19 protein-coding genes and 2 tRNA genes are annotated in these 22,815 nt (G+C 39.1%); 7 read left to right on the top strand and 14 right to left on the bottom strand.

Annotated elements, in window-relative coordinates; genetic code table 11:
* Positions 1-52: 52 nt before the first annotated feature.
* The 3 genes from F885_RS14000 to F885_RS14010 form a co-directional block, all read right to left on the bottom strand.
* Positions 53-352 carry a hypothetical protein gene (locus tag F885_RS14000; RefSeq protein ID WP_005314480.1) on the bottom strand — a complete coding sequence of 100 codons (300 nt, stop codon included), beginning with the start codon at positions 350-352 and terminating at the stop codon, positions 53-55.
* 100 nt (positions 353-452) lie between these two features.
* A complete protein-coding gene (locus tag F885_RS14005; RefSeq protein WP_005314467.1) occupies positions 453-830 on the bottom strand; it encodes a hypothetical protein in 378 nt (125 codons plus the stop codon).
* 165 nt (positions 831-995) lie between these two features.
* The gene (locus F885_RS14010) at positions 996-2,162 is read right to left on the bottom strand and encodes a hypothetical protein (RefSeq protein ID WP_005314457.1); all 1,167 of its coding nucleotides are present in this window, start codon (positions 2,160-2,162) and stop codon (positions 996-998) included.
* A gap of 1,154 nt (positions 2,163-3,316) precedes the next feature.
* Here F885_RS14010 and F885_RS14015 point away from each other — a divergent pair.
* The 4 genes from F885_RS14015 to F885_RS14025 all read left to right on the top strand — a co-directional run bounded on the left by F885_RS14015 (position 3,317) and on the right by F885_RS14025 (position 7,481).
* On the top strand, positions 3,317-4,465 hold the full coding sequence (locus F885_RS14015; RefSeq protein ID WP_005314451.1) for a hypothetical protein: 1,149 nt from the start codon (positions 3,317-3,319) through the stop codon (positions 4,463-4,465).
* Positions 4,466-4,581: 116 nt separating this feature from the next.
* Positions 4,582-4,815, top strand: coding sequence for a helix-turn-helix transcriptional regulator (locus F885_RS14020; protein ID WP_005314449.1), 234 nt, complete (start codon positions 4,582-4,584; stop codon positions 4,813-4,815).
* 351 nt (positions 4,816-5,166) lie between these two features.
* On the top strand, positions 5,167-6,396 hold the full coding sequence (locus F885_RS0120100; protein WP_005314446.1) for a YagK/YfjJ domain-containing protein: 1,230 nt from the start codon (positions 5,167-5,169) through the stop codon (positions 6,394-6,396).
* Complete coding sequence (locus tag F885_RS14025; RefSeq protein ID WP_005314443.1) at positions 6,393-7,481, top strand: hypothetical protein; 1,089 nt, start codon at positions 6,393-6,395, stop codon at positions 7,479-7,481. Before F885_RS0120100 ends, F885_RS14025 begins: the two co-directional genes overlap by 4 nt.
* 292 nt (positions 7,482-7,773) lie before the next feature.
* Here the strand turns inward: F885_RS14025 and F885_RS14030 are convergent.
* From F885_RS14030 to F885_RS14040, 3 genes are all read right to left on the bottom strand, one after another.
* Positions 7,774-7,863 (bottom strand) — tRNA-Ser (locus F885_RS14030).
* Between the two features lie 85 nt (positions 7,864-7,948).
* Entirely contained in the window at positions 7,949-9,979 is a 2,031-nt protein-coding gene (locus F885_RS14035) for an NADPH-dependent 2,4-dienoyl-CoA reductase (protein ID WP_005202647.1), read from the bottom strand.
* 291 nt (positions 9,980-10,270) lie between these two features.
* A complete protein-coding gene (locus F885_RS14040; protein ID WP_005202646.1) occupies positions 10,271-11,188 on the bottom strand; it encodes a DMT family transporter in 918 nt (305 codons plus the stop codon).
* 156 nt (positions 11,189-11,344) lie between these two features.
* Here F885_RS14040 and F885_RS14045 point away from each other — a divergent pair, with 156 nt between their 5' ends.
* The 3 genes from F885_RS14045 (at position 11,345) to F885_RS14055 (ending at position 14,692) form a co-directional block, all read left to right on the top strand.
* Complete coding sequence (locus tag F885_RS14045; RefSeq protein ID WP_005202645.1) at positions 11,345-12,196, top strand: LysR family transcriptional regulator; 852 nt, start codon at positions 11,345-11,347, stop codon at positions 12,194-12,196.
* A gap of 274 nt (positions 12,197-12,470) precedes the next feature.
* The gene (gene argG, locus F885_RS14050; RefSeq protein ID WP_004652848.1) at positions 12,471-13,814 is read left to right on the top strand and encodes an argininosuccinate synthase; all 1,344 of its coding nucleotides are present in this window, start codon (positions 12,471-12,473) and stop codon (positions 13,812-13,814) included.
* A 194-nt stretch (positions 13,815-14,008) separates the two neighbouring features.
* On the top strand, positions 14,009-14,692 hold the full coding sequence (locus F885_RS14055; protein WP_005202644.1) for a pirin family protein: 684 nt from the start codon (positions 14,009-14,011) through the stop codon (positions 14,690-14,692).
* Between the two features lie 46 nt (positions 14,693-14,738).
* Here the strand turns inward: F885_RS14055 and F885_RS21205 are convergent, their stop codons facing one another.
* From F885_RS21205 to efp, 8 genes are all read right to left on the bottom strand, one after another.
* Positions 14,739-14,966: a hypothetical protein gene (locus F885_RS21205; RefSeq protein WP_017402025.1), complete on the bottom strand. Its 228-nt coding sequence runs from the start codon at positions 14,964-14,966 to the stop codon at positions 14,739-14,741.
* 378 nt (positions 14,967-15,344) lie between these two features.
* A tRNA-Val gene (locus F885_RS14060) sits at positions 15,345-15,421 on the bottom strand.
* 35 nt (positions 15,422-15,456) lie between these two features.
* The gene (locus tag F885_RS14065) at positions 15,457-17,442 is read right to left on the bottom strand and encodes a transglutaminase TgpA family protein (RefSeq protein WP_005202640.1); all 1,986 of its coding nucleotides are present in this window, start codon (positions 17,440-17,442) and stop codon (positions 15,457-15,459) included.
* Positions 17,443-17,444: 2 nt separating this feature from the next.
* Positions 17,445-18,362, bottom strand: a complete 918-nt coding sequence (locus tag F885_RS14070; RefSeq protein ID WP_005202636.1) for a DUF58 domain-containing protein — start codon at positions 18,360-18,362, stop codon at positions 17,445-17,447.
* A gap of 13 nt (positions 18,363-18,375) precedes the next feature.
* Positions 18,376-19,335, bottom strand: coding sequence for an AAA family ATPase (locus F885_RS14075; protein ID WP_005202635.1), 960 nt, complete (start codon positions 19,333-19,335; stop codon positions 18,376-18,378).
* A gap of 78 nt (positions 19,336-19,413) precedes the next feature.
* Positions 19,414-19,716: a YbdD/YjiX family protein gene (locus F885_RS14080; protein ID WP_004770453.1), complete on the bottom strand. Its 303-nt coding sequence runs from the start codon at positions 19,714-19,716 to the stop codon at positions 19,414-19,416.
* A gap of 2 nt (positions 19,717-19,718) precedes the next feature.
* A complete protein-coding gene (locus tag F885_RS14085) occupies positions 19,719-21,821 on the bottom strand; it encodes a carbon starvation CstA family protein (RefSeq protein ID WP_005183198.1) in 2,103 nt (700 codons plus the stop codon).
* Positions 21,822-22,180: 359 nt separating this feature from the next.
* Positions 22,181-22,750: an elongation factor P gene (gene efp / locus F885_RS14090; protein WP_004808248.1), complete on the bottom strand. Its 570-nt coding sequence runs from the start codon at positions 22,748-22,750 to the stop codon at positions 22,181-22,183.
* Positions 22,751-22,815 lie beyond the last annotated feature (65 nt).

Below are 22,815 nucleotides of genomic sequence, written 5' to 3'. Positions count from 1 at the left end.
GAATAATTCCTCTATAAAAGTGAAGATGTTTAAAAATAAAATTGAATGAAGCTTAGGTAGCTACTGCAAAGTCTTGTCCACATTGCAGACAGTGGTAATGCTGAGCGGATTTATAATGGCGATAGAAATAATGCTGACTGACCAAGACCAGTGTTCCACCGACCACCACTCCAATCAGCCCACCGATATACGGAGGAATACCTGCTTCTTTTGCCAGTTTGATACCCAGTGCAGCCATTGCTGGTGGTGAAAATGCATCTAGGATTTTTTCAAAATACTGCGGACCATTCGACTGAGATTCTCTGAGAATCACCTGTTCAGAATGGCAGTAAGGACAATGTACGGTGCTCATCACGAAAGTCCTGTATATAGGTATAAATGTTTGAAGCTTTTGATTCAGGCATAAAAAAACCATGCCTATTAGGCATGGTTGATGTATATGCTTTGGTTGGTTATTTAAAGCTATAACTTGCTGTACCTTGATCAGTCTCAATATCAACTTTCACCACAGCATCATAGGAACATCTCAAGTAAAGTTGTAAGGATTGTCCAATTTGGAAATAGGCAGGCAGCTTGATCGGATCATTGTATCGACCTGTATAACTACAACGTCCGTTATTCACATCAACCTTATTTAAGGTAATAGGTTCAGAGTCCAGTGAACGAAGGGTTAAAATCACATAGGTTCGGTTATATAACCCTCCTTCGCTATATTCCGTATTGAGATTGACTTCCATACGATCGGGATTAAAGCCTGACGTACCACAGCCTGATAAGGTCAACGGTAATGTGATAACAGCAGACAGCATTAATTTTTTAAGTATATTCACAACAATATTTCCTTTTTTGGATTTACCTTGATTTGATGTTGAGCAGCGCCGCACATCTGGGTGTCGTGGCTTCGTGCTCATGCTTCATAGAGGTAATATGTATTTGAAATTTCTTTATTTTGAGAGAATGCTCATGCCAATCTGCGGTTGAGCATACTGTCATCCTTATAAAGCACTGCTGTCCTGCAGAGGTTCAGATACAACTTGTTCTTGTTCCTGCTGTTTCTGATATTTCTTAATCAAGTCTTCAGGTGAGAGATAGTTCTCTAATCCAAATTTAAAATTCCAAAGTGGAGACTTAAGCACATCCTTAAACGGTGTAGCCTCTAACTTTTCAGTGATTTCAGGACTGGCTGGCAGCGCATGCATGACACTTTTTTGCTTAAACTCAAGTGGTTTAAATACGGGAGTAATATTCGCCCTCATTTCTACGGGGTCACCGCTTCTGTTGGCTTTGCTAATTTGATTGAAGTAGAAAAATATTCCTTCAAGATGCAATTTATTGTCATGGAAGTTAAAAACATAGCCCATCTTGAGTAATGTGAGATTTTCAACTATCAGCTTGGCTAATTCAGGCTGGACTTTAAGCAGGATTTTGGAGACCACGATTGAACTACCACTTTTATTTTCTTGTTCTAAGTCTAGAGACAATTGCTCTGTATCAGGATCATAGTGATAAGCACGATTAGATAGCGCAAGGCTAATATCTTCTACACTTCGGTTGAGTGCTTTCTGTAAAAGCTCCACATCATAATCAATTGCATTATTTTCAGCGTCTTGCTGAGCCTGTTTGACTCGATTGTCGTAGTCCTGCGTTTTTTCAAATTCCTGCTTGGGCTGAATGTTCGGTGACTTTAAATAACGTACATAGTTGATCGCTAGATTATTGGCATATTTAAAGTATTCATCGGTACTCAAATCGAGTAATACATTATTTTCCTCTGTATCTCGATCCTTGTCCCCAATCACAAAAATCTGATCTCGATTTAGATTAAGTAAGCTTTTGACTCGTTCGTAGTCTTTCAGAAATGAAAAATCGTTGACCACATTCGGAGTCTCTGAGAAATCCAGTGACTCCCTTTGCTTGGGATAAAAGATTTTAGGATCAGGAAAAAGCACTTTGGATTCTGCTTGCTGCCAACTTTGGTCTGGACTCAATTTGTCTTTGGCAACAATAATGACTGATTTTTCATTGATTGCATCAATGCTCACAGTATCTTCTTGGGTTTGGCTTTCTATAGCTTGATTGTTCTCGTGCTTATCTTTACTTGAACACGCTGCCAAGCTGACCAACAAGATACATAGAGATAGATACTTTAGTTTCGTTATCATGGTGAATCATTCTCTTTTATTTTGAATGAACGCTCGCCATCTTTAAGGCTATCGCGCCAATCCTTGTTTGATTCTTTATTGGAGTGCTGTGTTTTATTCAGGCGTGAATATTCATAGGGAAATGAACTTTCCACGGCTGATCAGTAAAATGATCCAAGCACACAGACAAACAGAGGATGCTCATCCTTTATTTGTTTACCCCAGATAAAATTATTGTTTTGCGTATGCTGTTATTGGTCTAGTGATGACGAAACCGTATACAGCACTGGGGTATAGAGAAAAATGAGAAATTAAGAATTTGTAGACGCATGATGTCAACTCCTTGGAATAAAAAAAGAAGTTCTACCGAATCACTGTCATTGATGGTGGCAGAACAAAAAGGGGGTTGACAGACTAGGATCCAAGGAACTAGCACGCGTAAAGCGTCCCCCTTCTTGCCCTACCATAAAGAAAAAGGGGGACACAAGGGTGCTAACGAGTTATAGAAATCTATAAACCGCCATGGATCTCGGTCTGTCAAAACCGACTGGCAATGTAGGCCAGCATCGAAAGGATAGCCCTCACTCTGTCTGCCGTCAAGCGAGCTATATTAATACACCATGTTACTCTATTAAAAAGTGAACAATTAAATCTACTTAGTCTTATGATAAGACAAATGCATGTTTTTATAATTTGTTTGAATAAAGACATTTACCCCACTACTTGTTAGGTATAGTAGATATGGCTAGAGGTTCACAAAGTAAGTCCATTCATTTTTATTCCTCTCAATTCTTATACACTTTGACAAGAGTCCTATTAATTATGAAATATTTACCTAATAGTATTAAAATTATTAATCATTAGATTTAAGAGTAAAGCCAATAAATTTTCTTTTTCACGTATTTTCACTATTTTTTCAGTTGAAGGGACATATCGTTTTCCTTAAAAAATATCCACAATATATACAAAATCTTAATTAAAAAAACGATATATCTCCTCATTCGTTTCAAGCTCTTTTTTCAGGATTTCAATGTGTTTTTTTCAACTATTTTTTCTGCGATATTATTTAAATAAATGAAAAATAAAATTCTTACACAATCAAATTTTATATTTAGATCCAATCCTTAGGCTGATAAAATAATTATACAAAATAAGGACTATATGAATATAAGATTATGATAAACATAGACCAAGATCTAGATTATGAAATTAACTTAGTTAATCATTTGGAGCGATTTGTTTTATCAAATTTAAAAACATGGTTTCACTCACCACTACGCTTTATAGATCCTAAACTTTTCTTAATTCAAGACGAAGAACAGTTTAAAAGTGCAGTTTACAACTTACATTTAGAAGGCTTATTTAAAGAGTCTGAGGCAGAAAAACAAAATCGTTTATACCCTTACTTCGATCCAGAGACTAATCCTGGATTAGAACACGATTCAATGAAAAAATTGGATTCAGAAATGCTACCCAAGCACTATGATGATGTTTTAACTGCCATCAAAATATTCCGTCATAGCATACAAATTCAAGCGGATATAGATAAGATTATAGAAAATAGAAAGAATGTTTTTCAAATTTATGCATTCCACCAAGATACAAAAGTCATTGGGCTGGTGCCTGAAGAAATCAAAGCCCATTTGGAACAAACTCAAAGATCTAGTCTTTCTCGTGTCAATGACCAAATCAAGCTTGAGGCATTTACCACTTATCTAGAAAATTTTTATACAACACACGCAGTTCATCCAGAATCATTATGGAAAGAACTTGGATTTACTGAAGTCACTCTTCGATCAATTCGCAAGTTTCAAAAATTACTGAACACATCTAATCGCAATGAAAAACAAGAGAATGAGCTAAAACAACTCTTTAAAGAGCATAAAAATCGCTTGGACTCTTTACTTGAATATGTGTGCAACAAGCCTGAGAAAAATTACCACGAAATGCTTTTGAAACATTTTGCCGCAAAAGTTGCTGAGCTTAACTATCAAAATTATCGTATTGACTTGCTACTCGGTATCGCAGCTCCTGTTTTTTGGGCTAGTTATGAGGTAAAAAGACCTGAAAAAAATAAAACTTATTTTTACCCACACAACGTTAAAGAATTAAATAATTTGAAGATAAAAAATAACCGCATTAAATCAAAATACAATCAATATTTTGATTCCCTAGAGAAGCAAATGACTCTTAACCCTACTGAGGGTGAAAATCTTATAAAATCCAGTAAATCTAAAAAAGCCCATCAAGACTATTTTAATTTTATTAAGCTACTCTTGGAGGAGAATCAAGATTTAAAAATAAAATTAGAAAAATTAGTATAAAAACATATTCTTAAGTTTTCTATCCACGCACATCAAATTACAGTTTTATGCTGATTCTATATATTTTTCCGCAGATGGTTAGCAATGTTCTAACCACATTAACTGAGGAATTCTGTATGAATATGCTTACTACAAAACATCAATTGATCAAGCGCCCTGAGCTCGAACAATTGATAGGACTTTCACGATCATCGATTTACGACAGACTTAATCCCAAGTCAAAACGATATGATGCTACGTTCCCTAAAGCCATTAAGTTATCTCACTCAACTCGCTGGCGTTTGAGTGAAGTACTTGACTGGATTGAATCAAAAGCTGCATTACGAAATCAACATGACTTGGTGAGCTAACTGCTCACAAAGCATGTGTATAAAACCCTGCGCCTGCCCGCTTATTTAGATATTAGCTTAGCGATGATATCGTGGTGTTGCATATCGGTATTTATTACAATTAAATAATATCAATATATTGATTTATATGAATCTAATGATAACTAGCTAGTTAGTTATCTATAATACCAATTCACCAATAAGTTGATCAATGTAATAGTGTATATCGTTGTAATGTACACATTGCATCAAATCAAGTCATGCCACATCATACTTTTCCTTCTAGACGCTGTGTAAGTCGGTGTCTGAGAAGAGCTACGTTCAATTTCTATGTAGGTATTCGGCGCTCCTAACTTTAAAAGGTGCACCTCCATGATAATACGATCACTCCCCCCAAAATCTAAACTGAAATCTAAGCGGAAACATTTAAGTAAATTACTATCACTAAGACAAGCTAAAGAAGATTTGCAAACAGTGATGTTTAGTGATGATATTCATCAAACAATTGTAATGTGCCCATTGGATTACCACATTGATTCACTCATCAAAAGAGTTGAGTTTGTACTTGAAGTTGTAAAGTGTAATGAAGACCTCATCCAAGTAACAATCCAACAGGTTCCTCTCCGTAAATGTCACTATTATTTGAATTGTGCCCCTGAAATATTCATCATGCTTAAAGCTTTAAGCATGATCATCAATTACACCAGCCCTCCTGACATTATCGAAGGAATCGAATGCCAAGCTTTTAGACAGGCTCTACAACAATTAAAAGCAGAAGAGCTTGAAATACTACTGCTAGGTATTCCATCATTGTTACCAGATCATCCTGACACTGTTTATCGTTATGTATTGGCAGTGAATCGATTTATTTTCCTTATCCGTAGCTTTATGAATAAGCCCGAAATCAAACGTAAGCTCTATGATCGATCAGCATCCTGTAATCGAATGAAAAATCAATGTATTGGCTTAGTAACTTCACTTATCAAGTGTCATTCCAAAATATTAGTAATTCGTCTTGATTTCTACCTTACACATGAAAAAAACACGCTGTTTAAGAAATTGCCTATACTTCAAGAGTTTCATTCGAAGCATGACCTGCAATATTTAAAAGATGGTATCAAACGTCTTCTTAGGATGAAACGCAACCATCCTCTGATGAAAGATATCATCGGTCATATACTCCGTTATGAATATACTCCACAGAGAGGATTCCATATCCACTCATTCTTTTTTCTAGATGCGAATAAACACCGTGAAGATATTACAATTGGCCAATCAATCGCTGAGATCTGGAATGTAAAAATTACTAACGGACAGGGCTCAACCAATATCTGCAATATGAATAAAGCGTCTTACCGTTATTGCGGCATTGGTATGATTCACCATTCTGATGTAACTAAATTGAAGTACTTATTTAAAATCTTTGAATATATATGCAAGGCGGATCAATTCTTTGTCTTTTCAAACATGAGAGGGCCTCGTCGTTTTCAACTTAGTGCAGCACCAAAAAATAAATCAAATGCTGGCCGTCCACGCAAAGTAGACAAGCAGTCCCTAAATGGAACTTCAGAAAATGATAATAATATGGAGCATTCTTCATGAGTAAAAAATTCACTAACCCATTCAGTGCCTTAGAAACCCACATGTCGATGCAATATGTGTATGAAACGACAAAAGCATATGCTTCTCCAACTAATGCCTATTTTAATTTTCATACTCAACCAACACAACGAGCCTCCTTGAATCAGTACTATCAAATGGCAGTTGCAACGTTAACAGGGAAAAATTTGAAGCTATTCACAACTAGATGCACAGACGTCAGATTTAATACTTATCTCTATTTAACTAAATATGGCACGAATAGTTTGCCTGTAATCATGGACAGTGCCTGGAATCCTCTAATTCTTAAACATGTGCAAGGTATAAGTTTACACCCGATTATTGAAGAGCTAGCCCAAACTTTTCACAAGCATCAAATATTTAATTTACCAATGCATGATCATGTTCAGTATGAGAATCAAATTAATCGCTGCTTATCTGACTTTAAAGTCAGTATTATGACTCAAGCATTCCAAAAGCAGTACACATCTTGGATAACGAAGTTTAGAAGTACTGGTTTGTATTACGATAAATTTCTTGATTTGGTTGCCTCTAAAACCGATTTATTTGAAGTACATTCATTACTCATTCAACGAAGGGCTATGAATGGAATGATGCCACAATTCGGTGATGCGGATTTCATTGACAGTACAGTAGAAGAGATTTTGCAAGAACAAGCAAAACCAATACTTGACAAAATATGGCGAAATCGAGAAAAAAATAATGTACTCGGCATTTTGTCTAAACGTGAAACCGACATCAATGGTACTCAAACACTCCGTCTAGTATTCTTTGTAGGAAAAGAGTTTTCAGATTGGTACAAATTCGATCAATCCGAATTTTACTCTGAATTATCTCCTTTCCTAATAGAGCAAGGCGCAAATCGCATTGCTTTAGGTGACATTCCATCCATGAACTCTGGATTACAGCCACTATATCAAGGTCAAGAGCATAACTACTATGACTTCAACCAGCAGTTCACTGGAGAACGATTAAAAATTTTGAGAGCACAACTCGTTGGTTCTGATTTCTGGCTACGTATTAATGGTCATCACCCTACGATCAAAGTCGAACGTAAGCTGTACTAAAAGTACCATATTCATAAATTCAATTGATCCTCAGTTTCTCTTGGTGACTGGGGATCTCTTTTATGCACGGCAACAATAACAATCTATTAATACAAACCTAAAATACAATTTTCAAAAACTATAATTTTTGTTTTCACTTGGAATCGCCAGCTACCAAATTTACTTTTCTTATTCTGTCCCATGCAATCCAATTTTGTTGAATTTAATTCAATATTTGATGTGGGGTAAGTTGAGGGGTAAAAACACAGATAAAAAATAAGCCCTTGCAAAAACAAGGGCTTATTTAGATATTTGGCGGAAGCGGTGAGATTCGAACTCACGGAGGACTCACACCCTCGTCGGTTTTCAAGACCGGTGCATTAAACCGCTCTGCCACGCTTCCATGTGCGTAAGAATACAAAGCTTGCCCTCTTTATACAAGAGAAATTTAATTGCAATGTATTCAAATGCATAATGTTTCATCAATTTTAGAGTTTTGCGGCTAATTCAGCACCATCTCGGATCGCACGCTTGGCATCTAGCTCTGCTGCGAGCTTCGCACCACCAATAATATGATAGTTCGCAGAAGTGTTTTCACCCTCTTTAGGCATTAAATCTTTAACAGATTCCTGCCCCGCACATACGACAATGGTATCTACGCGCAACAATTGATCATGACCATTATGCTCAACCCACAAACCTTCATCGGTCACCGCTTTATATTGCACACCACGTAGCATACGCACAGCATGCTTTTTCAGTTGCGCACGATGTACCCAACCAGAGGTTTTACCCAAACCAATTCCGAGTGGTGTGGTTTTGCGCTGCAATAAATAAATCTGACGCACTGGAATTTCAACTTCTGGACGTTGTATTCCACCTTCAGAGACATAGTTAGGATCTGGATCTACACCCCACTCACGTTGCCATTCTGCTAAGGGTTGCGGCTGTGGTTGATGTGGTGGTTTTAATAAGAACTCTGATACGTCAAAGCCAATCCCACCTGCACCAATCACAGCAACCTTATGACCCACTTCTGCGCCACGTAATACTTCTGCATATGACAACACTTGAGGTGCAGTACTGCCCTGAATCTTCAATGCACGTGGTACAACACCCGTAGCCACAACCACTTCATCAAAACCTTCACGTTCTAACTGTTCACGGTTTACACGTGTATTTAAACGAACATCTACACCCGTTTGTTTCAGCTGCACTTTAAAGTAACGGATGGTCTCATGGAATTCTTCTTTTCCAGGTACCACTTTGGCTAAATTAAACTGACCGCCAACATCATGATTTGCTTCAAATAAGGTCACGGCGTGACCACGGCTTGCAGCTACTGTCGCAGCAGACATACCCGCCACCCCGCCACCGACAACCGCAATACGCTTTGGTTTTTTAGTTTTGATATAAACCAATTCTGTTTCATGACACGCTTGCGGATTGACTAAACAGCTGACACGTTCATTTTTAAATGCGTGATCTAAGCAGGCTTGGTTACACGCGATACAGGTATTAATTTCATCCACACGATTGGTTGCAGTCTTATTCACCCAATAAGCATCTGCCAAGAATGGACGTGCCATTTGCACCATATCCGCCTTGCCAGAAGCAATAATCTCTTCAGCAACATCAGGCATATTAATACGATTTGATGCAATCACTGGAACAGAAACGTGCTGTTTGACTGCTGCGGTATAATCCACAAAAGCGGCACGCGGCACAGAGGTTACAATGGTAGGAACACGGGCTTCGTGCCAACCGATCCCTGTATTTAACAGTGTAATCCCTGCTTTTTCTAATGCCTTGGCAACCACAATCACTTCTTGCATGGTATTGCCATCATGTACTAAATCAAGCAAAGACAAACGGAATGCAATAATGAATTTTTCACCGACTTTAGCACGAATCGCTTTGACGATCTCCACTGGAAAGCGCATACGATTGTCGATATCACCCCCCCAACGGTCAGTACGTTTATTCACATGGCTGCTGAGAAACTGGTTAATTAGATAACCTTCCGACCCCATGATTTCTACGCCATCATAACCTGCTTTTTTAGCCAAGCTCGCGCAACGTGCATAATCATCAATGGTTGCTAATATCTGAGAATCAGACATTTGGCGAGGCTTAAATGGATTGATCGGTGCTTGAATCGGAGAAGAAGATACCGAAAATGGATGATAACCATAACGGCCAGAATGCAGGATTTGCATCAAAATTTTTGCACCATGCTTATGTACTGCATGGGTAACTAAACGATGATGAGGAATATCTGCCAAACTATTCATGGTTCCGCCCGCTGGCAACAACCAGCCTTGACGGTTTGGAGAAATACCACCGGTGATAATTAGACCTACACCGCCCTTTGCTCGCTCACCAAAATACGCAGCGAGTTTAGGATAGTTAAAGAAGCGGTCTTCTAAACCGGAGTGCATCGAACCCATTACCACACGGTTTTTAATGGTAGTAAAACCCAAATGTAATGGTTTTAAGATATTTGCATAGCTAGTCATGGTATTCCTTCTCTAATTTTGGCTTTGCAACTTGTTGCATAGTACTTTAATACTTTTTTGTTGATTTGGGATGACTCTATCTAAAAATTTAGCTGTTGAAAGTGTCAATTTGACTTAAACCTACTTAAGATTCTGCTACATCTTCTATAAAGATTGCTGAATTACAGAAGCAGGTCGACATAAAAAAGCAGCCACAATAATAGTGACTGCTTTTATTCAATCTAAAACATTAAGCTCCGACTTATTGATAGTCGCTTCGGCTTATTCTCATGCTGACCAATGCTGCCCAATTTAATGTTGTTGATTACCTGAATAAGCTAAGCGACTTTTCTGTACTTTCATTTTAAGTGAACTCATCACAATCCCCATACAGATAAAAGCAGCACCAATTAGGATATTGAGCGTCAAAGCTTCATGCCAGATCAACGAACCAAAAAACAGACTCAGAATCGGGATACACATAATCGAAATCGAAGCGACAAAAGTATCTACCTGACTGACAATCCAGTTCCAAAGCACAAAGGCAAAACCCGTTCCTACCACCGCAATATAGAATAAAGCAGATTCATTCAGCGGATTCAGCCAAACCTGAGCATCTACAGGCTCGAACAATAAGGCCATAACAAACATTAAGCTTCCACCTAGCAGAAGCTGCCAAATGGTCAGTTTAATTTTGTCATAGGTGGCAAAATTCTTTTTGATGTAAACCGTCGATAGTGCCCAGAAAAAGCCTGAACCAATGAGTAACACCTGCCCCAGCAATGACATATTCATATGCACATGATGTAATTGCGGCCATAAAATTGCGATGAGTCCCAAGGTTCCTAAAACGAGCCCCAAGATTTTCTGGGTATTCAACCTTTCATTTAAAAAATAATGCGCTAATACAGCAATAAAAATCGGCATGGTAAATACCAGTACAGCTGATAAACCTGAACCAACAAATTGCATTGCAAAGGTCTGCGTGGCATAAAAACCAAAACAGATCAATACACTTAAAATGATTAAGGGCTTCCACTCAGCTTGCTCAGGCAAAATGGATTTTTTTAAAATCCGTTGTACCAGCATTAATGTCAATGCAGCTAAAATCAACCGTGTAGAGATAAATAGAAATGGTGGAAACACTTGTAAGCTATGTTTGACCAAGCCCCATAACGAACCCCAAACCAGACACAGCAACGCGATTGCACTCACGACTCGAATATTCACGTGTTGTACTCAACCGATAAAAAGTAAGCTTAGTGTATAAAATAAATGACATCATGAATAATGCTATGTTTTAATAGATACATCATTTTTTTTGATGCCTAATTCAATTCATTCTTTTTAATAGCACCTTTCGAATTGAAATATTGAGGACTTACCGTGAATATTGATATTAGTGATATCCGATCATTTGTGACAGTGGCCGAGCTGAAGAGCATTACCGCCGCGGCAAATAAGCTCAATTATTTACAGTCCAATATGACCGCAAAAATTAAAAAGATTGAAAATCACTATAAACGCCAACTGTTTATCCGTAAGCCTAAAGGCGTCGAACTGACTGAATCTGGCATGAATTTATATGCCCAATATAAAAAGATGATTTTCACTTGGGAAGAAACTGAAAATAAAATCTACCAACAAGAAAGCGTTTTACGCTTTGGCACCAATACCAGTCTAGGTGGGATGCGTTTCTACCCTTCCTTTAGTCAGCTCTATGAAGCCTACCCTGATCTTTCCATCACCATGAAAACAGGTCCAACAGGTTATATTGAGGATGAGATTTTAGCGGGCAATTTGGATATTGCTTATGCCCTAGGACATCCTAAACATAAAAATCTGCAATATATTCAAAAAGCGGATGATCAACTGGTAATTATTGGTAAAAACATGATCAACCATGACAGTCTCGAAAAATGTCTGAATCATCAAAATATCTTGCTGGCTTCTGAACAATGCTGCTATGCCACCACCTTAGACAGCATCTACACCGACTATAACCTTAAAAAGGGTGAACTCACCCATATTTACGATCATGAAGCTCTAATTCACTTTACCCAGTTAGGTATGGGCATCTCGATGATTGCCAAATCTTTGATTGAAAAATATAACATTCAATACTATCGAGAAACGCCTGAACAGTATCGAGATATCGGCCTTTATCTGATTGCACGTCACGATCATGTATTTACCCCAATCGAGAAACAATTTATTGGCTTAAATGATTCACTTTGAACGAAACACTTTTTATAAACAGTGCTTGCAACCTCTTGATGTACTTTTCACGTGAGATTTTTTCAAGTTCACGACCTGTTAACGCCTTATTGTGAATGCTTATCGTAAAACTTTATATTTTTCCGATGTTAATCTATTTTTTAAATGAAAAAAAAAGAATTCCTTTCCTAACAGAAAAAAAATCGATTTGAAAAGTGATATAGTACGGGACGTATAAATTCTCTTTGGTCACCGAAGTATTAGGGTGCCTATTTCGAAATAGTTAGGACTAGCAATGACTGATAATGCAACGATCTTGCAGCATGTACCAGTAGGTAAAAAAGTTGGGATTGCCTTCTCTGGTGGTTTAGACACTTCAGCAGCTTTATTATGGATGAAACAGAAAGGCGCAGAGCCTTATGCATATACTGCAAATCTGGGTCAGCCTGATGAAGATGACTATGATGCTATTCCAAAGAAAGCTGAACAGTACGGCGCAGTCAAAGCTCGATTAATCGATTGTCGTTTACAACTTGCGCTTGAAGGTATTGCTGCGATTCAATGTGGCGCGTTCCACATCAGCACTGGCGGCGTTCCTTACTTCAATACCACACCTTTAGGTCGTGCAGTGACAGGTACAATGCTTGTTACCGCGATGAAAGAAGATGACGTCAACATTTGGGGCGACGGTTCAACTTATAAAGGCAACGATATTGAACGTTTCTATCGTTACGGTTTATTGACCAACCCTGCGCTTAAAATCTATAAGCCTTGGTTAGACCAAACCTTTATTGATGAGTTAGGCGGCCGTGCCGAAATGTCGCAATTCTTAATCGACAACGGTTTTGACTATAAAATGTCAAAAGAAAAAGCATATTCAACTGACTCAAATATGTTGGGGGCAACGCACGAAGCCAAAGATTTAGAATACCTCAATGCAGGTATTAAAATCGTAGACCCTATCATGGGCGTTGCATTCTGGAAAGATGACGTTGAAATCCAACCAGAAGAAGTGAGCATTACTTTTGAACAAGGTATGCCAGTTGCATTGAATGGTCAACGTATCGAAGATCCAGTTGAATTCATTCTTGAAGCAAACCGTATCGGTGGTCGTCATGGTCTAGGGATGTCTGACCAAATTGAAAACCGTATCATCGAAGCGAAATCTCGTGGTATCTATGAAGCACCAGGTATGGCTTTATTACATATCGCTTATGAGCGTTTGGTGACTGGTATTCATAACGAAGATACGATTGAACAATACCGTATTAACGGTTTACGTTTAGGTCGCCTACTTTACCAAGGTCGTTGGTTCGATTCTCAAGCACTCATGCTGCGTGAAACTTCACAACGTTGGGTTGCGAAAGCCATTACCGGTACTGTAACACTTGAATTACGTCGTGGTAATGACTACACCATCATGAACACTGAGTCTCCTAACCTCACGTATGAAGCTGAGCGTTTAACCATGGAGAAAGGCGATTCAATGTTTACGCCAATGGATCGTATCGGTCAGTTAACTATGCGCAACCTCGATATTACCGATACCCGTGCAAAATTGGGTATCTATACTGAAACAGGTTTACTCGCAGTGGGCCAAGGTTCTGCAATTCCACAGTTGGAAAACAAATCAAAATAAAAGATGGGTAAATTAATTTACCTATTTGAAAGGCTGAATATTTTTATTCAGCCTTTTTTATTTTATCCAAGAACATACGCATTACCGAATCATTGCATTTATAGAACAATATGTCGCAATTAAAGACTATTTATCATCATAATGAATCGATAATATAAGCATTAAGCAAAACACAATAATTTGGGAGATGAAAGATGAATGCTTATCTACATCGTAGTGAAAACCGTGGTCATGTCAAAGCAGGCTGGTTAGACACCTATCATAGCTTTTCATTTGGTAGCTGGTATAACCCGAAATATATGGGCGTCAGTGCGCTTCGCGTGATTAATGATGATACGGTTGCTGCACATAATGGTTTCGGTACTCATCCCCATGACAACATGGAAATCTTAACCTGTGTACTTGATGGCACCATTTCCCATAAAGACAGCATGGGCAATGAAGGTCAAATCAATGCAGGTGAATGGCAGTTGATGAGCGCTGGAACTGGGGTCACCCACAGTGAAATGAACAAGCATGATAAAGCGGTGCATCTATTACAGATTTGGATTCAACCGAATATACAAGATGCTGAACCAACTTATCAGCAAATTCATCTAAACCCGAAAGATCATCCAAACCAATGGCACTTGATTGCTGGTGATGAATCTGCGCCAATGTCGATCCGTCAAAATGCTGAAGTGAAAACTGCAGTCATTGAGAAAGATCAACATTTAGAAATTGCAGCACGGAAAAAAGTCAACTATGTGCATGTGATTTCAGGTGAAGTGATGATTGCCGATCATTTGGTTAAAGCGGGTGATGCCCTACTGTTTGATGAGACTGCAACGATTACTGCATTACAAGACAGTCAAATGATCTGGTTTGACTTACCTTAAACTCGGTTTAACTTGTACCTCTTACCCTCAAGGGGTACAAGCTTTTTTAATCATTATTGCTATTACTATCACAACTGCTTGAGTCAGAACTAGAGTCAGCATTAGAACCACAATTATCTATACCTTGATCATTATTATGCTGGACTGAATTGCAGCTGGATGTGGTTGAAGAATATGAATGGCTATAATCAGAAGTATCTTGTGTAGCATCTGTTTTCTTTGCGAAGAAAAACAATAAAATCAAGCCAGCCACAATAACTAAAAAAATAAACATCAGCCTCACAATCCCCTCTTGCTCCTCCAATCTTTATTTCACACTATAGCTTAATTCTTTTCAAAAATAATCGGCATTAAAAAAGCCCGATTAACGGGCTTTTCTACAACCTTGAACATTTTTAAAAACGATCTGAACCGTTTCGTTCGTTGTTAGCTGTGTGTTCAGGTTGTCATATCTTTGTTCATTTAGGCAAGATTCTCTTAAATCCCAAATAGTATATGACTTCCTTATTGATTAAATTAGCACCAATAGTGGGTTAGGTCAAGTCGCTTAATTTTCTAAAAATAAGCTGGAATAAAAAAAGCCCTGAATCTTTTCGACTCAGAGCTTTGGAGTTTTCGTAACTTCATTCGAAGCTATAAAACCTAAAAATCTTGGTAGGTATATCCAGACTCGAACTGGAGACCTCTACGATGTCAACGTAGCGCTCTAACCAACTGAGCTATACACCTAGAATGAGAAGCATCATATTCATTTTTTATCAGCTTCACAAGTTTTTTTGTGACTGTTTCAGTGCAATCGCACAGTCTTTAAGCAAGCGCTTAAATTCTTCAATATTTGCACCATCTTGCTGCTCTAAAAAAACAATTTGTTGATATAACACAATCGCTTGTTCAAACACCTGTTTATTTTCAACCTGACTTGCCAAACGCTGCATCCACACTTGAAAAGTCTCTGCGTGTTGTTTATGCAGATTTCTAGGTAGTTGCTTCTGAAACTTAAGTACAGCTCTTTGATAATCAGCTTGCTGCCTTGTTTGCTTCCACCAATAGATACCCACGTAAACCATCAAAATAGCGAATACGCCAACAATCAACACAATTGCATATGCATAACTTGAATCCAGACCTAATCGAGATAACCAGTTCTTCTGTTTGTTTGCATCATAACCAACGACTTTACTTTGCCATTGATAACTTAAATAATCACTCCAAATCCGCATATTTTTTAGAAACTTAAACTGTTGCAAACGCCAAGCTTTACTTTCATCTCCCCATACAGTTTGATCTTGTGCCAAATAATCCTGCATGCCCGTATCAATTCGTTGCGGTGCAATCATGGCTGTTGGGTCAATTCTTTTCCATTTTCCATCTAGATAGACCTCACTCCAAGCATGTGCATCCAGTTGTCGAACCTCCCAACTTTGCCCATCAGGCGCCAGTTGACCACCTTGATAACCCGTCACTACCCGTGCGGGAATACCCGCATAACGCATTAGCATGACAAAACTAGACGCATAATGCTCACAAAATCCTTTCCGACTGGAAAACAAGAATTGATCTATACGATCCCCACCTAAAGTCCCAGGCGTCAAAGTGTATACAAAGCCATTCTTTCGATACCATGACAGCACTGATTGTAGATATTGTTCAGGTTGCTTCTGACTTTTTTCAAACAGCTCATGCGCCAATTGCTGTGCTTTAAGATCCCGTCCCTCATCAAACCTAAGGTTTAACTCAAGTTGACGTGCTGACAACAAAATAGGCTCTGCCGACATGCGCCCCAACCACAACATCTGTATCGGTACATTGCGCTTAACTAATTTTGTTGGGCGAATACTATTATCTTGATACAACTGCAAATAACGTTCTTGCGGAATCGAGTATTCCAAACCCATGATCCAATTGGCTTGTTCATCTGCTGCTAAATATTGATAAGGTACGCTTCTTTGGGTGGACTGCACATTTTTAATTTGTTGATTAAAAAAACTACTGGTCCAAGTCGTTCCATCATATTGATCTAAGACTAAAGCTCTCCAGTACAATTCTGATCGACTTGGAAATTGCGACATATTTGCCACTACCCGAAAGGCCAAAGCCGAGGACTGTGATAATTGTGCAATATCTCCAGGTGACATGCGATCACTAATCCCAGTCGTGGCTTGATTAGTCTGAATTGGTACTGCCCAAAGCGGTGGCAATCGTGGAAAGAAAATAAATAAGATGAGAAAGAAAGGAATTGCTATGCCAACAAATTTAAAAATTTGCTTCACATCTTGTTTAAGTTGGTTTGATGAAAGTTTCGTTTGATTAAACAATCCCGTCTGTATCCGATACAAACCCAATAAACACATCATAAAGACTGTAAATACAATCAACGCCATCCAAAAAGCTTGGCTATGTAACAATAGGCTGGCACTGACAAATAGAGCAAAATTAAAGACAATCAATAAATCACGAGTGTTTTTAGCTTCTAAACATTTGGCAAATAAACAGGTACTTAAAAAGGCGACGCCCGCTTCCACCCCAAAGATCGTTTGATAATTGATATAAACGATACCCAAGGACAATAGAATAAAAATCACCAAAAACCATTTAGGAAAAGGCACCCAGCTTTGTTTACGATATCTACGAACCAATAACAGCCAAACCACCGCCCATAATCCCGTTAAAGCAGCAGGTGCAAAAGCGGTTTGCCCAAGTAATACAAAAGCCAAGACAGCTAAAACACAGAAGTAGATTTGCTTAGTCATCATTATGCCTGCGCCAATAAAAGTTTGGCCTGAATTAACTGAGATTGTCCTTGCCCGCTTTCTAAGCGAGCATGCGGCAAAATAAGTGCATAATCATCACCTAACTGTTCACATTGCTCGACCAAACCCATCATAAAGCTTAATTTATCTTCATGGCTTTGAGCTGGAATCTGCTGATAGTCAATTTCCAGATGCTGGTGATTAGCCTGAGCTTCAAACATTTTGATCAAAAATCCCTGCCCCCGTGCGACCTGTTTCCATGCCACATTTTGATAAGAATCACCGTGTTGAAAGCCACGTAACTCTTTAAATTCATCTAAGCTATCTTGGGCAGAAGTCGGCTTATTTTTATGCTCTTTCTGCCAATCATAGCCCTTCGGGGCAACCCAGACTTTATGTTTTGGATATAAATAAGTCCATGCGCGGACTAATCCTAATGGATAAGTAGAATAAATTTTAATGGTCTCAAATTCATAGAGTCCACGTTTGTCAGGCATAACTGCAAGCTCAACACTATGTTGTGTCTGATCTATAAAAACCAATTGCTCTTGAGCTTGCCACTGGATCCTTAGATAACGTACAGAACGAACAGGTTGTTTAAATAGCAGCTTTAAAATGATTGCTTGATCGACTTGTCCGACTTCAGGCAGCACAATATCAATTTGTAAATCATGTAATTGCTTAAAGGTCAGATAAAAACTAATACAAAGAATGGCACTGATTAAAAAGCAAAATCCTAAAATCAGATTGTTTGCATAGTTAATTCCAGCAATAAAGGTAATTAAAATCAGGACCAGATATAGAAAACCTTGTTTATAGACAAAAACCAAAACGTCCTTTTGTCGCAAGGTTTTACTACGATCCACTTGGAAACGCTTTGCGATCCATTGATTGACCTGTTGTTTAAGTCCAGTTTGCATAGTCTGTACTCACCTATAATGCATCAACTGACTGCAACAGTTGTTTTACCTCCATCTCCCCCAAACTTAAACGATGCGCAACTACAGCCACAAATACCGTCTGTACATCATCCGTGGTCACGAAACTGCGTCCTTCAACTAACGCATAAGCTTGTGCTGCAGCTTTCAGTGCCAATACTCCACGTGTAGACAGGCCATGTCGTTGCTTACGTGTTTCAGCAGCCAAATCTAAAATATAATTGAGTACGGCGTCACTGAGAAAAATCTGTTTTGCCAATTCACGCAAATGTAAAATATCGGCTTGGGTAAAGACTGCGTCTAATTGATGAATCAGGACTTGGCGAGAGCTTTGTTGTAACAGTAATTTTTCTGCTTGGCGAGATGGATAACCCAATGACAATCGCATCAAAAAGCGGTCTAGTTGAGACTCTGGTAATGTATAAGTTCCACTTTGAAACAGTGGATTTTGCGTAGCCAACACCCAAAAAGGTTGTGGCAACTCATAATGCACGCCATCGACAGTGATAGCCCCTTCTTCCATCGCTTCCAACAAAGCACTTTGGGTTTTAGGGCTACAGCGATTGATTTCATCGGCAAGTAAGATTTGAGTAAAAACAGGGCCTTGCTTAAACTCAAACACATGTTCTTTTTGATTAAAAATATTGATACCGATGACATCACTGGCCAACATATCATTGGTAAATTGAATGCGCTGAAAATGTAATCCAGCCAACCGAGCCAAGGCACTGGCTAATGTGGTTTTCCCCAATCCAGGTAGATCTTCAAACAATACATGTCCACCAGCCAATAGACAGGTCAAAGCCAGTTTGGTCTGTTGTGGCTTATCTAAAATCAGCTGATTCACTTCAATTAAAAAGTGCTCAATCTTTTGACCGAAGCTTTTAATATCTTGTTCTAATGCTTGGTTTTGTCTTTTTTTGTCTTGAATTGAAGCCTGATCCATGCCCCACATAATTTTATCCCCAAAATGAAACAGTGCATGTTTCAACATACACTGTTTTGGTTTTTTTTCAACGAAATCAATTGATTTCTAGCAAGGGCATTTTTTCATATTACCACCCGCAGAAGGATAACGTGCATCGATACAATGACGATAAAAAGTCTTGGCATCCATCGGGGTTAGATCAGGATGATGCGCTTTCATATGCTGTACATAAGTTTCATAATCTGGCACACCCACCATCAACCGAAAACTCTGCTGCAAACGCTGCCATAACACAGCAATACGCGACCAATTCTTGGGTGATAAAAGCAAATGTTTTTGCGACATGATGGTGAATTTAATAATCTTCACAATCACTGCGCTGCCTTGTCGAGCAATTTTAAAATCCATCGCTACTCTCCTTTGATGCTATTCGCCGTCATCGGGGTTTCTGAATAAACTGCTGGTGCCTCGTTCACTGTTGGTGTCGGGCTCGCCAATGCTCTGCGTACAATACCAATCGAAGCAATGATCATCACAATCGCAACAATCATAAAGAAGCCACACAGTGCAGCATTGATCTGATTTGACATCACAATCGTTTGCATTTCAGCAACGGTTTTGGCTGGTGCAAGCACCTCACCACGCGCAATTGCATCCGAGAAACGATTCGCTTGTGCAAGGAAGCCAATTTTTGGATTTTCATGGAAAATCTTTTGCCAGCCCGCAGTCATTGAAGTAATGAATAAGAAAATCGTCGGGACAATGGTGACCCAAACATACTTCTCTTTTTTCATCTTGAATAAAATGACGGTTCCTAAAATCAGTGCCATCGAAGCAAGAATCTGGTTACCAATACCAAATAACGGCCACAATGAGTTAATCCCACCAAGTGGATCAACCACACCTTGATACACGAAGAAGCCCCAACCTGCCACTGCGACAAAAGTCCCGACCAAGTTCCCAAAGAATGAACTCGATTGTTTAATCGCTGGAACCACGATACCGACTGTATCCTGCACCATGAAACGACAAGCACGTGTACCCGCATCTACAGCAGTTAGAATAAATAATGCTTCAAACAGAATCGCAAAGTGATACCAGAACGCCATCATTGAGCGATTGTTAAAAATCTCTGAAATGATATGTGCCATACCAATTGCAAATGTAGGCGCACCACCTGTACGAGACAGGATTGAACTCTCACCCACTTCCTGAGCCAATAAGGTCAACATTTCTGGACTCACCACGAAACCAAGATTACGCACAGCTTCCGCAGCGGTCTCTACCGAGGTCCCTAAAACTGCTGCTGGTGCATTAATCGCAAAGTAAATGCCTGGATCGAGTACTGTCGCACAGATCATTGCCATGATGCCGACGAAAGATTCCATCAACATACCACCATAACCGATCATACGAATATTGACTTCGTTATCGACCAATTTAGGTGTCGTTCCAGATGCAACCAAGGCATGGAAACCTGAAATCGCACCACAAGCAATGGTAATAAACAGGAAAGGAAATAAACTACCCGCAAATACAGGGCCTGTACCATCAACAAAATGGGTCACTGCTGGCATTTTCAAATCAGGCATCGCGAAGATAATCCCAATCGCCAAGCCTGCAATCACACCAATTTTAAGGAAGGTTGATAAGTAATCACGTGGTGCTAACAGCAACCAAACCGGTAAAACAGAGGCGATAAAACCATAAATAATTAAGGCCCAAGTCAATTGAGTACCACTGAGGGTAAATAACTGCCCCCAATATGGATCTTTTGCAACATCCCCACCATACACAATTGCCGCCATCATCAGTACAAAACCGATAATCGACACCTCTGCAATTTTCCCTGGGCGTAGATAGCGCATATACACGCCCATGAACAAGGCGATTGGAATGGTTGCAGCAATACTGAACACACCCCATGGACTATGCGCCAATGCTTTCACGACGACCAAAGCCAGCACAGCAAGGATAATGATCATCACCCCCAGCGTACCTAGCATCACAATCACACCCGCAAAGGTACCCAATTCCTGTTTGGCCATTTCTCCCAAAGAACGACCATCACGTCGTGTTGAAATAAATAGAACAAGGAAATCTTGTACCGCGCCTGCAATCACCACACCGACTAAAAGCCAGATCGTCCCAGGTAAGTAACCCATTTGCGCTGCGAGAATTGGACCGACTAAAGGCCCTGCACCTGCAATCGCGGCAAAGTGATGACCGAATAAAACGAACTTATTGGTCGGAACATAATCCAGACCATCGGCAAGGCGATGAGCTGGGGTTAACCGTTTAGGATTTAATTCAAAAACTTTGTTTGCAATGAATAAACTATAGAACCGATATGCAATGCTATATACACAGACTGCGGCAAGAACTAACCAGACCGCATTAACATGCTCACCACGACTAACCGCCAAGATCCCAAATGAAATTGCCCCAACGATGGCAACCAAACTCCAAAGGAGTTTCGAGGGAAGTGTTGACTTTGCTTGTGTTGTCTCCATTCAAAACCTCTCAAATACATAATGCGTGGTTAGGGTCTGTTGACATTTCACTTTACGAGCGATAGCTATCATTGCGACAGAGAACATTTTTAGAAGACATAAAGCATGTCTTATGCAATTTAGCTATTCTAAATAATGAGTAGCGATTACAGCTACGCAAGATAATGTAGTGGCAACAAAAAATGTCAGCAAGCCCTATTAGATTTCCCTTTCCATATTTTCTGTAGAAGAAATATCTTTGTAAGTTTACCTTCTAGCTTCAATTATTTATCTAATACTTTGGCATAAAAAAAGGGATGATTGTTTAATCATCCCTTCGATAATTGTATATCTTGAGTAGCTTGGCTACTCATTCACAATTATGCACGTTCTAGGTAGTCACCAGTACGTGTGTCTACACGAACGCTTTCTTCTTGCTGTACGAATAATGGAACACGTACAACTGCACCTGTTTCAAGCTTCGCTGGCTTACCGCCACCGCCAGAAGTATCACCACGTACACCTGGATCAGTTTCAATAATTTTCAACACAACAAAGTTTGGTGGATTTACGTTCAAAGGTACGCCATTGAATAACATGATCGTACATTTTTCATTTGAATCGTCCTTTAACCATTTCGCAGCATCGCCCATTGCTGTTTTATCAGCAGCGATTTGCTCGAAAGATACAGGATCCATGAAGTTCCACATTTCGCCATCGTTGTAGAGGTAATCCATTTCAACTTCTACAATATCAGCTGCTTCTAAAGAATCACCTGATTTGAATGTTTTTTCTAATACTTTACCAGAGCGAAGGTTACGTAATTTCACACGGTTAAACGCTTGACCTTTACCTGGTTTTACATATTCATTTTCCATGATTGAACATGGGTTGCCATCAAGCATAACCTTAAGGCCTGCTTTAAAATCATTTGTAGAATAATAGGCCATGAAAGGCGCACTCCAAACTTAAAAATCAAATCTTATGGGCTTGTTTAACATTCATATTTGGTTGC

Origin of the sequence: Acinetobacter higginsii (genome assembly GCF_000369845.1) — a bacterium.
GTDB lineage: Bacteria > Pseudomonadota > Gammaproteobacteria > Pseudomonadales > Moraxellaceae > Acinetobacter > Acinetobacter higginsii.
The sequence above is the reverse complement of the archived record's forward strand: the minus strand, read 5'-3'. Positions and strand labels throughout refer to the sequence as shown.